Source organism: Paenibacillus sp. PL91 (assembly GCF_012935325.2).
In the GTDB taxonomy this organism is placed as follows: Bacteria; Bacillota; Bacilli; order Paenibacillales; family Paenibacillaceae; genus Pristimantibacillus.
The window spans coordinates 1-15,828 of sequence record NZ_JABBYG020000018.1 but is presented as its reverse complement, the minus strand read 5'-3'; the positions used below and the strand labels follow the sequence as shown (position 1 = coordinate 15,828).

The window sequence follows — 15,828 nt, the reverse complement described above, 5'->3', positions numbered from 1 at the left end:
ATGGCTGCAGGAGGGTGAATACGTGCGGTGAAGATGCTTACAACTCATACCAAACAAGAGCTGCAGCGCAAAGCAGCTATTCTAAAGCAACACGAGACTTACGCCTATCAAGCTGCTTATTACTTGGTTGAAGACGAGGCGCTTGCTGCCGAAGCGGCAACAAAGGCGTTGATTGCGATACTGCAGGATGAATCCTTTTTTCAACTATCCGAGCAGCTTCAGCATAATAGGGTGAAGCAAGCGGTCATGAAGCAAGCACTATTGACTAAGGCAGCAGTGTTACAGCCATCCATGTAAACTCAAATCGTCCAAACTCCCAAACTCCCCAGCTGTTCTTCCAGCTACTAACCCATTCCAATAAAAACGATGAAGATACCTTCCCTTTGATCGTGCTATTCTCGAAATGGCAGCTTTTATGCTATAGTCGGATATAGCCACACTGTCGAAGGGAGTTGTAAAGCAGCGTGATTATTGACCTTACCCATACCATTTTGCATCAAATGCCGGTGTACCCAGGCGATGCGGAGACCGTATTGGAGCAATCCAAGCATATGAACAGCGATTCTTATAACAATCATCAGTTGTCGATCAACATGCATGCAGGAACTCATATTGATGGTCCGATGCATTTATTAGACATTCAGCAGTATATCGATGAGCTTCCAGTGGAGCAATTTGTCGGGGACGGCGTCTTGCTGGACGTATGCGGCGCCAGCACAATTGACTATAATGAACAATACGAAGCGTCGATCAAAGAGGGGCAAATCGTTATCGTATATACCGGTCATGGTGAGCTGTACGGCCAGCCATCGTATTTTACAGATTATCCGGTGTTGACTGAGGAATTTGCAGATCTGCTTATTCGAAAAAAAGTGAAAATGGTCGGCTTGGATACGCCTTCACCGGACAAGTATCCATTTGACATCCATAAAAGCTTATTCGGCAGCAGCATTCTCATCATTGAAAACTTAAAGCATGTTCATCGGCTGCTCGGCATCCAAGCTTTTGAAATTATTGCGCTGCCGCTTCGCATACAGGCGGATTCATCCATTGCTCGCGTAATCGCGCGGGTTAAGCAGGAAGCGTAGAGCTTTGTGCAGCAGCTTGAGAGCAAAGGGCTTAAAGGATTAGTCGTAAAGCCAGTCGAGAAAATCTCCGTATAAAAGCGCTCTGCGCAAGTGCTTGAATATCATGATGCTGCCGCTGAGAAGAAGCGTGATTTTTGTTGGAAAAAAATATTTTTCGACTTCGCGCTTCGACAACGTTTTAGTTGCCGCAGAGCTATACTTAACAGGTACTATTTCATCGACAGCGGAGGGTTGCTCATGAATAATTCTAATTTAAAAAAAAGAATTGTGTGGTTCATTAACAGCGAAATCGAACGCGTGCTAACGAACCTAAAGAATGGAGCAGTTAATAAGGAGTATGCATTAGGAAGCTTTAACACTCTTTATCAGATCGCCTCGTCGACGAGAGATGCCGACTCCATGATCAACTTATGCGAGATTATGGATAAGATTAGAGAGTCTAATCATCGAACAGGCTTATTTCATTTTACGGAAATACGCTCGGAATCTTTTTATTGATCGAATGTTATTTTCATAGTTGGTTTCAAAGAAAAGAGACCGTGTGCGGTCTTTTTTTGTTTTACTCCTAAAAAAGGTTAATAATATACCCTCATTTCGAAATCATTAATCTAAATATATTCTCATGAACCAATCTGATTCAAAAATACCGCTGCTGGTTAAGTTTCCAGTATGAAAGAATAAACAACCAGATTGAAAGGGGAATAAACGATGAAGAAAACGAATGAAAGCCGCAGTATAGCCAAGCTTATTTTGATCGCCATGATGAGTGTTACTGTCGTATTTACCGCCTCGGCGTGCAATAACGACGCGGATGTAAATAACAATGGCAATAACAACGCCATTACGGATGGAGTGAATGATACTCCTGATGCTACGGCTGATCCAGCGGCAACCGATGAGGTCACCACTCCTTAAACCGAAGCACAAAATGTAAAAAAAGATAGAAGAACCCTCTGCCGAGCTGCGAATAACCTCTCGTTATTCACAGCTTTGGCAGAGGGTTCTTTTGCTGCTGTTTAACACTATTATTTTGTATTTTCGAGAGCGAATGAGAGCTGCTGGACTTCTATAAGAAGTCTGATATGATGGAAACAAGACCTCTGGCGTAGAGGTCTATCTGTTTATGAGGAGGAGAACCATATGGTTCAAAAGAATGTTCGAGGGTTGCTGCTGCGTAATAGGTCTCTAGGGGGTGAAGTCTACTATGAACCATAGTGTTCAGGCAGGCAGCTTTAGGGAGCAGCTTATTCATCAGCTTATCGTACTGGGCGAAGAGAAGCATTCGTTTCTCGACGCTTATTTTCCTAAACAAGGGGTAGAGCGGAAGCAAACGCAGCTATTTCTTGCCGAGTATGTGCAATTTATTGAAAATGAGCTTGCCGCTGTGGAGACAGGCCTGTCACCAGCTGTTTTTATAGGATGCGAGGTTACGATCGATTATATCGATTATCAAACGAAGGATACATTCAAAATCGTTTATCCGATGGATGCCGATCCGGAGAAAAATTGCATTTCGTTCCTTTCGCCAGTAGGAAAGCAGCTGTTGATGAGCCGAAGAGACGAGGTTATTAACGTGGCTACGCCGGCTGGGGCGATGCGTGTTCGCATGCTTCATATTCAACGAGAAAAATAACGTTAGCGGATTGACGCTGATGCGATAGTTACGAGACAAAAAAACCGCCGGATCACTGGATCCGGCGGTTTTCGTTGCGTTAGCCTTTTTTGGTTTGGAGACGAATGACATTCCATGAAGCTTTGCCAAGCATCGCTTTTACATAACCGTTATCCGCTTTGGCGGTGCCGCGATTATGAGGTACTACTTGGGCAGGATTCGATTTGGTGTTGACTGCTTTCAAATCTTCATTTTCCAACACGATATGCTCGGTAATGCTAACCTCGCCGAAGCTTCGAACGTCGATGTCAAGCTCAAGCCCCTCCGACAAATGACGGTTGACAGCAAAGATCGTCACCTCGCCAAGCTCCTCATTATAAACGCTGATGGCTTCAAGGTATGGAACATCCGTAAAATCCTTGGAATCGTATTTAGGCGACGAAGTGATCGGATGGAGCACAGTGCCTCTGCCGTAAAGCGACGCGTGAAGATACGGGTAGTAAGTCGTTTGCAGCCATAATGGACCCCCGTTTTCCGTCATAATCGGTGCGATTACGTTAATCAATTGCGCGATACATGCCATCTTTACACGGTCCGCATGCTTGAGCAGCGTAATAAGGAAGCAGCCTACGGCAAGAGCATCCTCAAGCGTATATACATCTTCAAACTCAGGAGGGGCTATCTGCCAGCGCTCATCGGCGCGGCTTGTACCGATTGAATTCCATACGTTCCACTCGTCGAGCGACAGCATAAGCTTCTTCTTGCTCCGCTTCTTCGCCTTCACATAATCGCAAATGGCAGAAACGCTATAAATAAATTGATCCATATCTAGCGACTTCGCGAGGAAATTAGACGAATCGTTCTCATTATTGTTGTAATAGGTGTGCAGCGACAAAAAGTCGACCTGATCATAGGTAAGATCAAGCACCGTAGCTTCCCAATCCGCAAAGGTGCTCATGCCGCTCGAGGAGCTTCCGCATGCGACAAGCTCGATCGATGGATCAACCCAGCGCATCGCTTTGGCGGTTTCGTTCGCAAGCCGGCCGTATTCCACCGCTGTTTTTGCCCCGATTTGCCAGGGGCCATCCATTTCATTGCCCAGGCACCATGTTTTGAATTTATGCGGCTCCTTGTAGCCATGAGATATACGAAGGTCGCTGTAGTAGGAGCCGGACGGATGATTGCAATACTCAACGAGATTCCGGGCGGCATCAATGCCGCGAGTCCCAAGATTGACGGCCATCATGACCTCCGAGCCGACCAGCTTCGCCCAATCCGCAAATTCATTCGTTCCCATTTCATTCGTTTCAGTCGTCCACCATGCGAGCTCAAGCAGCCGTCTCCGCTCCGCCTTGGGACCAACGCCGTCCTCCCAATTGTAGCCGGACACAAAGTTGCCGCCTGGGTAACGGATGATCGGAACATTTAAGGATCGAATCGCCTCCAGCGCATCACGGCGGAAGCCATTCTCGTCAGCGGTTGGATGGCCGGGCTCATAAATGCCCCCGTATACGGCACGACCCAAGTGCTCGATGAAGGAGCCATAAAGTCTCGGATCAACCTCTGATACGGTAAAATTTTTATCGATAAGCATCGTTGATTTCATGGACATAAAAAGAACCTCCTGGATGAATTAATCAAATAATTAATTCTTAATTGTTGATTTCGTATATAATATTTATCATAATAAATAAACACATGCAATACGGTTGGTGTGAATTGCGTTAGGATTAACTAAATTACTAATTGTAAAGCGGGTGCGGAATTGTATTTAACAACGGATACGGAATCGCTGCGGGTATATGAAGCGTTAGCAAGCGAGGTGCGCTTGCAAATCATCGACTTATTATATACAAAGGAGATGCATATTAAAGAGCTCGCTTCAGTGTTATATTTGAGCAGCGCTATTGTAAGCAAGCATGTCAGCCAGCTGCAAAAAGCTGGGCTCGTCAGCTATCGGATGCGCAGAGTCAACGGAGGAACGTATAAATATTGCTCCCTTTGCACGGAGTATCTCCAAATCCGATTATCCAAAAAGGAGCTCGCGGCAAGAAAATTCGCCGAGGTATCCGTGCCTGTTGGGCATTATACGGATATAGAAGCATCGCCGACCTGCGGAATTGCCACTACGGAGAAGATGATCGGGCATTATGATAATCCGACCTATTTTTTAGACCCGGAGCGAGTTCATGCAGGCATCTTGTGGTTTGCTAGAGGATTTGTTGAATACAAAATACCTAATTTCCTGTTTAAAGACCAAACGGTTCAGGAAATCGAAATATCGATGGAGATTGGCTCGGAAGCCCCGCATGTTGATGAGAATTGGCCTTCGGACATTCAGTTTACGATCAATGGGAGGCTGCTTGGGGTATGGACAAGCCCAGGCGATTTCGGGAATATGAGAGGACGATTATCGCCAGCCTGGTGGCATAATGATGTTAATCAATACGGCTTGATGAAAGTTCTCCGCATCAATGAACAAGGAACCTATATAGATGGGCTGCAAATATCAGAGACGACGATAAGGGATGTCCCATGGGACAGCAACCAGTGGACTTTCCGCATCAGTGCCGAGGATGTCTCGCGCGGTCGCGGCGGCCTGACGCTGTACGGAAAAGGCTTCGGCAATTATGATCAGGATATTGTCATTCGCAGCTACTACGAGTAAGCGGGAAATCGGCAAGCAAGGAAAAAAGATTTTGAAAGCGGAGGTTAAGGAATGACTTTTTCATGTCGCGTACTTATCGTGGATGATGAAATATTAGCGAGACAAGGGATCAAGCACCTGCTGAATTGGGAGAATGAGGGCGTTGAAATTGTCGGCGAGGCGTCCAACGGCAAAGAAGCGCTTGAGCTGATCGAGGAATTGGAGCCGCATATCGTCATTACGGATATCGTCATGCCCATAATGGGGGGAGAGGAGCTGACTCGTGCGATTAAGAAGAGGTTCCCGGAGATCGAAGTTATTATTTTAAGCAGCTTTGGCGAATTTGATTACGTAAGGTCAACCTTTCAAAGCGGCGTAGCCGATTATATTTTAAAGCCGAAGCTGGAAGCTATTCAGCTGCTTGAAATCGTGAAGCGCACAGCACGGAAAATTCCTTCCTTGAAGCTTGTTGAATCTGACGATGAAGCTGGTGTGTCCATCAAGCTTGTCCTCGATAAGCTTATCTCGGGCTATGAGGTCGATATAGAAAACACGGTAATTGCAGAAGCGTTTCCTCATCATGGATTCAGACTGCTTGGAGCAGATTTGAAGCAGCTGGCGGGCAAGGGGAGGGAGCGGCATGCCGATTCGCAGTGGCTGAATGAAATGACGGATGAGCTCGATGCCAGCTTGCCGCACGCGGTCTATTTTCATCTGCCGACAGAACCGAATACGGTCGTTTTGCTTGTTAACCTAGACAACCGGGAACAGGATCATCTGACCAGCATAGCTCGGAAGCTTGCTGCAAGGACAGGGGAGCAGCTCCCTGAGATTGGCTGGACCATCGGTGAACCCTTTACCGACTTGCGAGAGCTCGGAGCGAACTATAAAGACAGCTTTCTAAAAATAAACGCATACCGCTACTTTCTTCCGGCTTCCCAGCATTTGATCGTTCATGGCGAGCTGCCGGCAGCTAACGGTGAGGCACGCCCATTTAATATGACTTCGTTCACTGAGCTTATGAACCGGCGGCAATTCGAAGAGGCGTTTACTATGCTGCTGGAGCATGTGAATGCTCTTGCGAGCCAGTATAAAACCGATGTTTTCGAATTTAAGTCTTTTTTGGGCAACGTTATTTTTAATATTACGATTTTGTTAGGCCGCCTGGAATCCAACATGAAAAAGCTGGATGATGCGAAATATGCATATTTCAAATCGATTGGAGAATCGATGCATGTAAGCGAGGCGCTTTCTCTTCTTCATTCCTTTATAGCGGAAGCGAGCGACGTAATCCAATCGAGAGGAGCATCGGGCAGCAACCCGAACATGGTGCAGCTGCTTCATTTTATACAGGAGCATTATGCCGAGCCTCTGAGCTTGACGGAAATTGCGAAGCATTTCCACTTTAATCCGTCGTACCTCTCGAGTTATTTCACATCGCATAACAAAGAAGGCTTTAGCGAATATTTGAACAAGATTAGAGTGGAGAAGGCAGCAGAGCTGCTGCAGCAGGATACGGCTTCGATCTCCGAGATTAGCGGAATGGTAGGATATTCAGACCATAGCTATTTTACGAAAGTATTTAAGAAACTAACGGGCCTGTCGCCGAGCCATTACAGAAAACAATACACAGGCAAAATGAGGGAATAGCGCAATGAGAGGGTTTTTGGGAAAATTTAAATATCACGGCCTTTTTATAAAAATGTTTATCGTCACGCTGGTCAGCGTCGTTTCTGTTGCACTTCTTACCTCGATTGTGACGATACAGATGTCGGAGCGTCTGTTCATGAATACATTCAGCATTACGAACTCGAAGATCATCAGCCAGATTCAAACGAATTTTGAATCCTTCAACTACTCCGTCGTAACGGCATCTAACAATGTGCTGCAAAATGGCGCGATCAAAGGTTTTCTGACGAAGCCGGATATGGATTCGCTTTCCTCGATGTACAGCTACTATTCGGCGAGCCAGCAAATGAAGCGAATTCAATCCATCGTAGCGGCATATCCGGTAACGATGACGATCTCGGGCATTAATAGGAAGAGCCACTCGACAGACAGCTCGTATTGGCCAAATTCGCTGGACAAGCTGAGAAACAGCATGTTGACCGTGAATACGTTAGTCAACCCAAAGAAGCTCATTTATCAATTGGATAACCAATATGTTGCCGGTTCTTCGGACGAAGACCCGGCTATCGTTGCTTCAAGGGCATTGATGGAGCGCACCAGCGGCAACCAGTACGGCATTCTTTATTTTGCGATAAGAGAAAGCGATTTTAAACGGTTTTATTCGAGCTTTACCAGCAAAGGCAATGACGTAGTCATTTTGGATCGTTCGGGCATTGTCGTATCCAGCAACCGCCACGAGCTTATTGGCAATAAAGAGCGTGATCTGCTTGGCTACGCCAAAGAAATGGAAGAGCAGCAGCTAAGCTTTAAAGATGTGAGCGTGAGGGGACGAAGCAGCCTGGTGCTGTCCAATTATTTGCCGGTTTATGATTTCTATTTGGTTAATCTCATCGATAAGCAGGAAGTGCTTAGCGAAATGGTCGATTTCAAGACGGTCGCGCTTATTTGCGCTGCGATTGTACTCGTTGCCCTTTTTATCGTGTTTCTTATTTCGAGAAGATTGACGCAATCGTTAACGATGCTGGCCAAACAAATGTCAGGCATTACGGAAAATAATTTCGACAACTATATTACCGTTACAGGCAGCTATGAGATCAAGGAGCTAGGAAATGCCTATAACTATATGCTCGATGAGCTGAATGATTATATCAAGAAGCTGATTGAGACGCAGAAAAACCAACGCAACGCGGAGCTTTCCGCTTTGCAAATGCAAATTAACCCGCATTTCCTATATAACACGCTGGCTTCGGTCAAAATATTGGTGCAGCAGGGCAATAAGGAGAAAGCGGCGGCTACGATCAACGCGCTCATATCGCTTTTGCAAAATACAGTAAGCAACATTAGCGAGACGATTAGCGTAGCGCAGGAGCTCGTTAATTTGAAAAACTACGTTTTTATAAACCATGTGAGATATGGGGAGCAGATTCTGGTGAACTATTTTGTTTCCGATGATTGCTACGGCTATCACATTCCAAAGCTCATTATCCAGCCATTTATTGAAAATGCCTTCTTTCACGCTTTCCAAGACCGAAACGAAGGACATATTTATGTGCTTATTTCCCGCGAGGATGATGCATTAGTATGCGAGGTCGTCGATAACGGCGTTGGGATGAGCGGTTATGACCACGAGAATCCCGATCATGCTTCAATCAGCACGAGCCATTTCTTCTCAGGCATCGGCATACGCAACGTGCATGACCGCATTACGCTGCTCTATGGAGAAGCATTTGGTGTTGAAATCGTGAGCGATGTTGGCGATGGAACGAGAGTGAAAATTAAATTGCCGCTTATGAAGACCTAAAGAAAGTACCAATTCACAAATTAATTTCTAATTACATATTAACGATGGGAAAGGTAACAATAGAATGACAAATCCGCACAAATATATTGCTAACGAGTCATTTTCACGAGTTGCTATAATGAATCTTGTTAGCCGGCAAACGCTTTCAGAAAAAAGCTTACAGTTACTAAAAGGGGTTGAAGGAATTGAAAAAAATACTCGCTATTATGTTGGCCAGCTTCGTGCTGCTCACAGCATGCGGCAAAGAAAACAATGCACCGAATGAGGGCGGCACGACTGCTGAAGGAACGAAAGAAATTACGGTTTGGGCTTGGGATAAGGTATTTAATATCGGAGCCATGGAGCGTGCAAGCGAAGCCTACAAGGCTAAAAACCCGGATTCCGATCTGAAGGTAAATATTGTAGAAAACGCACAGGCTGATATTATTCAAAAATTGAACGCAGGCCTAAACGCAGGTACAACAAAAAGCTTGCCGACAATCGTATTGATTGAGGACTATCGTGCCCAAAGCTTCCTGCAAGCTTATCCTGAAGCTTTCTTCGAGCTAACGGATTTCATTAATCCAGCTGATTTCGCCGAGTACAAAATCGGGCCGACTAGCTTGGACGGCAAGCAATACGGCGTGCCATTCGACTCTGGCGTAGCTGGCTTGTACGTGAGAAGCGATTACTTAGAGGAAGCAGGCTTCAAAACGGCTGACCTGCAGGATATTGACTGGCAAAAATTAATCGAAATCGGTAAAGCAGTGAAAGCCAAAACAGGCAAAGCGCTTCTTACGCAAGATCCTAACGATCTTGGCTTAATTCGCATGATGATTCAATCAGCTGGCTCTTGGTACTTGAAGGATGACGGCACAACGCCTAACCTTGCCGGCAATGAAGTGCTGAAGGAAGCATTCGAAACTTACAAAGAGCTAATGAACGCGGATATCGTGAAAGTGACTTCGGACTGGAGTCAATTTGTTGGTGCTTTCAACAGCGAAGAAGTAGCATCCGTGCCTACAGGCAACTGGATTACCGCTTCGGTTAAAGCAGAAGCATCGCAGTCCGGCAAATGGGCTGTCGTACCTTTCCCTAAACTGGCGAAAGCGCCAAATGCCGTTCATGCATCTAACCTTGGCGGCAGCTCGTGGTATGTTATGAACGTTGACGGGAAAGAAGCAGCGGCAGAGTTTTTGAAACAAACATTTGGCTCTGACGTTGAGCTTTACCAGAAGCTTGTGACGGAAATCGGTGCTATCGGTACGCTCAAAGCAGCAGCAGCGGGCGATGCTTACAAGCAGCCTGATCCATTTTTTGGCGGACAAAAAATAGTAGAAGATTTCGCAAAATGGACGGAACAAATTCCGCGTGTTAACTACGGCATGCATACGTATGCGGTTGAAGATATTCTCGTTGTCGAAATGCAAAATTACCTCGGCGGCAAAGAGATCGACAAAGCGCTGAGCGACGCTCAAGCGCAAGCGGAAACACAAGTTAAATAACTAACATCATACGGCAATTAAATAAAACCTGGGGCTTCTCCTTCTCCTGATTCATAAGTTGTTTTTCCGGCAACAGGAGCGCTGGAGGAGTCTCCAAGGTTTTATTTCCGTAAAGAAAGGGGTTAGGCTACCGTGAAAGCAGCGAGGCCTGGCGTGAATATTCGCACAAGAGCCAATTTGACTGGCTGGATGTTCGTCATTCTAGCCGTAATCATGATTGCGGCATTCTATTTTTATCCGATGATTCAAGCGCTCCTTTTGTCCTTTAAATCCGGCAAAGGCATGAATTTATCGTTTGTCGGCTTCGATAACTACGTTCGTCTGTTCAGTGATAAGACATTTTTAACTGCGGTTAAAAATACATTCGTTTATTTGATTATCCAAGTCCCTGTCATGATTGTTCTGGCTATGTTCATATCCGTTCTACTCAACGACAGCAAATTGAAATTCAAAGGTTTTTTCCGTACGGCGATTTTCTTGCCGGCTGTTACCTCGCTTGTTGCTTATTCTGTCATCTTCAAATATTTGTTCGCTACGGAAGGACTGGTCAATAAGCTGTTGACCAATCTACATTTGATCGCGACTCCCATTCAGTGGATTACCGATCCTTTCTGGGCAAAGGTGACGGTTATTATCGCAATCACATGGCGCTGGACGGGCTATAACATGATTTTCTACTTGTCCGCGCTTCAAAATATCGATCATTCCATTTACGAGGCTGCGAAGATTGACGGCGCTTCGTCAACGAGACAATTTTTTGGCATTACTGTACCGCTGCTTAAGCCGATTATTTTGTTTACATCGATTACGTCTACCATCGGTACGCTGCAGCTGTTTGATGAGGTCGTAAATATTACGAAGGGCGGACCGGGGAATGCCTCCATGTCCATCTCGCAATATATTTACAATCTTTCCTTCAAATATTCGTCCGACTTTGGCTATGCGGCAACCGTGTCGTATTCGATCGTAATTATGATCATCATATTGGCGTTCATTCAGTTTAAGGCGGCAGGTGATAAAAATGGATAAATTAAAACGTGTGTTTGTTTATATTTTTCTAAGCGCCGTTGCATTCGTTTCCATCTTTCCATTTCTATGGATGTTAATCAGCGCAACTAACAAGTCGGCTGATGTCACGAAGGGCAGATTGCTGCCCGGCAGCCAGCTTATTGAAAATATTAACACCTTGTTCAGTACGGTCGATATCGTGCCCGCACTGCTCAACTCGGCAAAAATCTCAATTACGACTACGGTGCTTGCCATGGTCATTGCATCCTTAGCCGGCTACGGCTTTGAAATTTACAGGAGCAAAGCCAAGGACGTCGTATTTACCATCCTGCTTCTCTCGATGATGATACCGTTCGCAGCGATCATGGTACCGTTGTATCAAATGTTTGCAGGATTATCGCAGGCAATCCCGTTTATCGGCTTGGACACGCTCTCTGGCGTCGTGCTGCCGACCTTTACGACTGCGTTTCTTATTTTCTTCTTCCGTCAAAACACGAAAATGTTTCCACGCGAGCTGCTTGAGGCAGGCCGTATTGACGGTTTAAACGAAATAAGCCTCTTCTTCCGCATCTATATGCCGACGATGAAGACGACCTACGCTGCAGCAGGCATCATAACGTTTATGTCGAGCTGGAACAACTACTTATGGCCGCTCATCGTATTGCAATCGCCGGAGAAAAAAACGATTCCGATGCTGATATCGAATTTGGGGTCCAGTTACTCGCCGGACTATGGCATTATTATGACCGCGATCGTTATTTCCACCATTCCGACCGCGCTTGTGTTCTTCCTCATGCAGAAGCATTTTGTCGCAGGGATGACAGGCTCGGTAAAATAGAGCAAGATGAAGTCAGGCGGCTGCACGCTTTAAGCGCGGCTGCCTGACTTTTAAATAACTTTAAGGGGAAAATAGAATGAATCAATTAAAGCCGAATATTAGCTGGCTCACCGATGTGAGCGTATTTGCGGTGAACCGGTTGCCTGCGCATTCCGATCACCGTTATTACGAGTCGATAGAGGAAGCGACGGCAAATGCGCCTATGGCCCTTCGTCATGATTTAAACGGGAGCTGGAAATTCAGCTATTCCGTGAAGCCTGCTGACCGTCCTGAACGATTTCATCAGAAGGATTATGATTGCGATGGTTGGAGGGACATCGAGGTGCCAGGGCATATTCAATTGCAAGGATACGGCAAGCCTCAGTATGTCAATACGATGTATCCATGGGATGGGCATAACGACATACGACCGCCGGCTATTCCCGAGGATCATAACCCGGTAGGCAGCTATGTAAAATATTTTAATGTGCCAAGCAACATGCAGGGCAAGCCTGTTTATATTTCTTTTCAAGGCGTAGAATCGGCCTTCTACGTATGGCTAAACGGCGAATTTGTCGGCTATAGCGAGGATAGCTTCACACCGGCTGAGTTTGATCTTTCGCCGTTCCTGCAGGATGGCGAGAACAAGCTTGCTGTAGAGGTTTATCAGCGGAGCACGGGCAGCTGGCTGGAGGATCAGGATTTTTGGCGTTTCTCGGGCATTTTCCGCGACGTTTATATATATACCGTTCCTAGCGTTCACTTACGCGATCTATTTGTCCATGCTGAGCTTGATCAAGCTTATACGATTGGAAACCTGCGTGCCGATCTTAAGCTCACGGGTGCTGAACAGCTCTATAGCGTTAAGCTTGAATTAAAGGACGCTGATGGTCATACAGTAGGGACTGCGTCATCGGAATCATCCGCGAGCGATGCGTTGACGTTGTCGCTTGATGCTGGCAAAGTAACGGCATGGAGCGCTGAAAAGCCTTATTTGTACGTTTTTTACATTACGATCTATGATCAAGCAGGCAGGCTAATCGAGGCGATTCCGCAGCGGGTAGGCTTCCGCAAATTTGAAATGATCAATAAGGTCATGCATCTGAACGGCAAGCGCATCGTATTCAAGGGCGTTAACCGCCATGAGTTCAACAGCCGCAGGGGACGGGCGATTACGAAGGAGGATATGCTGTGGGATATTGCTACGCTTAAGCGCAACAATCTGAACGCGGTTCGCACCTCACATTATCCGAATCAATCGCTGTGGTATGAGCTTTGCGACATTTACGGCGTCTATGTCATTGATGAAATGAACCTGGAAACGCATGGATCATGGCAAAAGATGGGGGCTGTCGAGCCTTCGTGGAACATCCCGGAGAACAAACCGGAATGGCAGCCCATCGTAATGGATCGGGCGATTTCAATGGTGGAGCGCGACAAGAACCATCCGTCCATACTTATCTGGTCGGTCGGCAATGAAGCGTATGCTGGCGAAGTGCTGCTAAACGTATCGAACTATTTCCGCGAGACGGACCCGAGCAGACTCGTTCATTATGAAGGGGTATTTCATAACCGCAAGTATAATGATACTAGCGATATGGAGAGCCGCATGTATGCGAAGCCGGCCGATATCGAGCAATATTTGAATGATAACCCGCAGAAGCCTTATATTAGCTGCGAATATATGCACGCGATGGGCAATTCGGTAGGCGGCATGCACAAATATACGGAGCTGGAGCAGAAATACGCGATGTATCAAGGCGGCTTCATTTGGGATTACATCGATCAAGTAATCGTGAAAAAGGATCGCTATGGCAAAGAGTTTCTTGCTTTCGGCGGCGATTTTGAAGATCGGGCTACCGACTATAATTTCTGTACAAACGGCATTGTATATGCAGACCGTAAGGAATCGCCGAAGATGCAGGAGGTAAAGTTCCTCTACCAGAACATTAAGCTGATTCCAGACCGCCAAGGCGTGAAGGTAATCAACGAGAACCTGTTCGAAGGTACGGATGCCTATCAATTGGTCATTTCGCTTCAACGTGAGGGCAAGGAGATTTTCAGGAGCAAAATGGGGTTGGATGTAGCTGCGCAAAGCGAGGCATATGTGCCCATCGAGCTGCCGGCAGTCGCTGCTTCTGGCGAGTACGCGCTCCATGCGTCGCTTCAGTTGAAGGAGAAGACGCTATGGGCGGATGCGGGGCATGAGACTTCGTTCGGGCAATATGTATTTGTGATTGAAGCGGGCGCAGTAACCGCACAGCCTGAAGGTTCGCTTCGCGTGGTGGAGGGGGATGTCAATATCGGCGTTCATGGCCGAGATTTCAGCATCATGTTCTCCAAGCAGGCAGGGACGCTCATTTCGTTGAACTATGCAGGCCGAGAAATGATCGCGATTCCGCCGGCTCCATTATTTTGGCGTGCGACAACGGACAATGATAAGGGCTTTGCGCTTGGCTTTGACTCCGGTGTTTGGTTCGCGGCTAGCTTGACGCGCAAATGCATCGGTGTGGAGCTGACTGAGCAGAAGGGAAGCGCCACCGTTACATTCCAGTACAAGCTGAGCATAAGCGCTGAGGTTCTCGTCACCGTTGCTTATAAGGTGCTTACTGACGGAAGCATAAGCGTCACATCGAGCTACAAAGGTGCAGAAGGGTTGCCGAAGCTGCCGATTTTTGCTTTGTCATTTAAGGTTCCGGCTGATTATCACCATTTGGATTGGTATGCGATGGGCCCCGAAGAGAACTATATCGACCGCGCCTTTGGTGCACGGCTTGGCGTGTTCCAAAATGATGCCGCCGATAATGTATCCGGCTACGTGGTGCCTCAAGAATCAGGCAACCGCACAGGCGTACGCCGTGTAAGCATCACAAATGACGATGGCCACGGCATTCGGGTTACAGCGCCTGCGGCGCAGCCTGTCGAATGCAATATTTCGCCGTATACCGCATTTGAGCTGGAAAATGCGTATCATCATTACGAGCTGCCGAACGTTCACTATACGGTCGTAACAGTAGCTGGCAGACAGATGGGCGTCGGCGGTGACGACAGCTGGGGCGCGCCTGTGCATGACGAATATTTGATTCAAGCAAATCAAGATTTGACGTTTGTTTTCAACATCGATCGTTTGTAACATAGGAAAAAGATGAGGAGAGCACTGGAATTTTTTCAGTGCTCTTTCGCGTGTCAGGTGAGCGATTTGTGCTGCGGTTTTTTTGAAGGGAAGGGGGGAGCAAGTGATGAACAGCTTGCTCCTACTAAAGAGGGCCGAGAACCTTTTTCTATGCTGCAGCATGCAGCAGCGATAACAGCGTCGCATGCGGCAGTGCTTGCAGCAGCGCAAGGGGCTGAGCTATGCAGCAGCGCGAGGGGCTGAGCTTTGCAGCAGCGCGAGGGGCGAGGCAAGATGCTGTGATTTGTAGCAGCGAAAGATGCTGTGCTTTGCAGCAGAGCAAGGGCTGTGATTTGCAGCAGCGCAAGGGGCTGAGCTATGCAGCAGCGCAAGGGGCTAAGCTTGAAGCAGTGCTACGGCATGCATGCAGCAGTGAATGCCGCCGAAGTGCCAGCTGCCCTAGCAGCAGCGCTTGCGGTTGCAAAAGGTAATTAACGGGAAAAACTCCCGATATTTTGCGCAATTCGGGCGAAAATCGAGTTTAGAAGGAATTTTGGACTTCCGTCAAGAATGTGGACACAAATTATCCTGCTTTTCTCTTATTGAATTGTGCAGCAAAGCGAACCGGTG

The 15,828-nt window shown here is 46.9% G+C and carries 14 protein-coding genes; 13 read left to right on the top strand and 1 reads right to left on the bottom strand.

What is annotated here, in order from left to right:
* Positions 1 to 27 precede the first annotated feature (27 nt).
* The 5 genes from HI950_RS28110 (at position 28) to HI950_RS28090 (ending at position 2,721) form a co-directional block, all read left to right on the top strand.
* Positions 28 to 297 carry a hypothetical protein gene (locus HI950_RS28110; RefSeq protein WP_169088903.1) on the top strand — a complete coding sequence of 90 codons (270 nt, stop codon included), beginning with the start codon at positions 28 to 30 and terminating at the stop codon, positions 295 to 297.
* A gap of 167 nt (positions 298 to 464) precedes the next feature.
* A complete protein-coding gene (locus tag HI950_RS28105; RefSeq protein ID WP_169088905.1) occupies positions 465 to 1,088 on the top strand; it encodes a cyclase family protein in 624 nt (207 codons plus the stop codon).
* A gap of 237 nt (positions 1,089 to 1,325) precedes the next feature.
* Positions 1,326 to 1,586: a hypothetical protein gene (locus HI950_RS28100; protein ID WP_169088907.1), complete on the top strand. Its 261-nt coding sequence runs from the start codon at positions 1,326 to 1,328 to the stop codon at positions 1,584 to 1,586.
* Between the two features lie 210 nt (positions 1,587 to 1,796).
* Positions 1,797 to 2,003: a hypothetical protein gene (locus HI950_RS28095; protein WP_169088909.1), complete on the top strand. Its 207-nt coding sequence runs from the start codon at positions 1,797 to 1,799 to the stop codon at positions 2,001 to 2,003.
* Positions 2,004 to 2,292: 289 nt separating this feature from the next.
* Positions 2,293 to 2,721 (top strand): GreA/GreB family elongation factor, encoded by a 429-nt coding sequence (locus HI950_RS28090; RefSeq protein WP_169088911.1) that lies wholly within the window; start codon positions 2,293 to 2,295, stop codon positions 2,719 to 2,721.
* A gap of 79 nt (positions 2,722 to 2,800) precedes the next feature.
* Here the strand turns inward: HI950_RS28090 and arfA are convergent, their stop codons facing one another.
* Positions 2,801 to 4,312, bottom strand: coding sequence for an arabinosylfuranosidase ArfA (gene arfA / locus HI950_RS28085; RefSeq protein WP_169088913.1), 1,512 nt, complete (start codon positions 4,310 to 4,312; stop codon positions 2,801 to 2,803).
* A 153-nt stretch (positions 4,313 to 4,465) separates the two neighbouring features.
* Between arfA and HI950_RS28080 the strand changes: the two genes are divergently transcribed.
* The 8 genes from HI950_RS28080 to HI950_RS28045 all read left to right on the top strand — a co-directional run bounded on the left by HI950_RS28080 (position 4,466) and on the right by HI950_RS28045 (position 15,462).
* The gene (locus HI950_RS28080) at positions 4,466 to 5,368 is read left to right on the top strand and encodes an ArsR/SmtB family transcription factor (protein ID WP_169088915.1); all 903 of its coding nucleotides are present in this window, start codon (positions 4,466 to 4,468) and stop codon (positions 5,366 to 5,368) included.
* A 51-nt stretch (positions 5,369 to 5,419) separates the two neighbouring features.
* The gene (locus HI950_RS28075; RefSeq protein WP_169088917.1) at positions 5,420 to 6,997 is read left to right on the top strand and encodes a response regulator transcription factor; all 1,578 of its coding nucleotides are present in this window, start codon (positions 5,420 to 5,422) and stop codon (positions 6,995 to 6,997) included.
* Positions 6,998 to 7,001: 4 nt separating this feature from the next.
* Positions 7,002 to 8,777 carry a sensor histidine kinase gene (locus HI950_RS28070; protein WP_169088919.1) on the top strand — a complete coding sequence of 592 codons (1,776 nt, stop codon included), beginning with the start codon at positions 7,002 to 7,004 and terminating at the stop codon, positions 8,775 to 8,777.
* A gap of 185 nt (positions 8,778 to 8,962) precedes the next feature.
* Positions 8,963 to 10,261: an ABC transporter substrate-binding protein gene (locus HI950_RS28065; RefSeq protein WP_169088921.1), complete on the top strand. Its 1,299-nt coding sequence runs from the start codon at positions 8,963 to 8,965 to the stop codon at positions 10,259 to 10,261.
* A gap of 189 nt (positions 10,262 to 10,450) precedes the next feature.
* Positions 10,451 to 11,290 (top strand): carbohydrate ABC transporter permease, encoded by an 840-nt coding sequence (locus HI950_RS28060; protein ID WP_169088955.1) that lies wholly within the window; start codon positions 10,451 to 10,453, stop codon positions 11,288 to 11,290.
* The gene (locus HI950_RS28055; protein ID WP_169088923.1) at positions 11,283 to 12,107 is read left to right on the top strand and encodes a carbohydrate ABC transporter permease; all 825 of its coding nucleotides are present in this window, start codon (positions 11,283 to 11,285) and stop codon (positions 12,105 to 12,107) included. The genes HI950_RS28060 and HI950_RS28055 overlap by 8 nt, the downstream gene beginning before the upstream one ends.
* 76 nt (positions 12,108 to 12,183) lie before the next feature.
* Entirely contained in the window at positions 12,184 to 15,219 is a 3,036-nt protein-coding gene (gene lacZ, locus HI950_RS28050; RefSeq protein WP_169088925.1) for a beta-galactosidase, LacZ type, read from the top strand.
* A 66-nt stretch (positions 15,220 to 15,285) separates the two neighbouring features.
* Complete coding sequence (locus tag HI950_RS28045; RefSeq protein ID WP_169088927.1) at positions 15,286 to 15,462, top strand: hypothetical protein; 177 nt, start codon at positions 15,286 to 15,288, stop codon at positions 15,460 to 15,462.
* Positions 15,463 to 15,828: the final 366 nt, after the last annotated feature.

Coding starts and splice junctions, on each gene's coding strand:
- HI950_RS28095 (WP_169088909.1), top strand. CDS start 1,797: ATGAAGAAAACGAATGAAAGCCGCAGTATAGCCAAGCTTATTTTGATC.
- HI950_RS28070 (WP_169088919.1), top strand. CDS start 7,002: ATGAGAGGGTTTTTGGGAAAATTTAAATATCACGGCCTTTTTATAAAA.
- HI950_RS28100 (WP_169088907.1), top strand. CDS start 1,326: ATGAATAATTCTAATTTAAAAAAAAGAATTGTGTGGTTCATTAACAGC.
- HI950_RS28060 (WP_169088955.1), top strand. CDS start 10,451: ATGTTCGTCATTCTAGCCGTAATCATGATTGCGGCATTCTATTTTTAT.
- HI950_RS28090 (WP_169088911.1), top strand. CDS start 2,293: ATGAACCATAGTGTTCAGGCAGGCAGCTTTAGGGAGCAGCTTATTCAT.
- arfA (WP_169088913.1), bottom strand. CDS start 4,312: ATGTCCATGAAATCAACGATGCTTATCGATAAAAATTTTACCGTATCA.
- HI950_RS28055 (WP_169088923.1), top strand. CDS start 11,283: ATGGATAAATTAAAACGTGTGTTTGTTTATATTTTTCTAAGCGCCGTT.
- HI950_RS28075 (WP_169088917.1), top strand. CDS start 5,420: ATGACTTTTTCATGTCGCGTACTTATCGTGGATGATGAAATATTAGCG.
- lacZ (WP_169088925.1), top strand. CDS start 12,184: ATGAATCAATTAAAGCCGAATATTAGCTGGCTCACCGATGTGAGCGTA.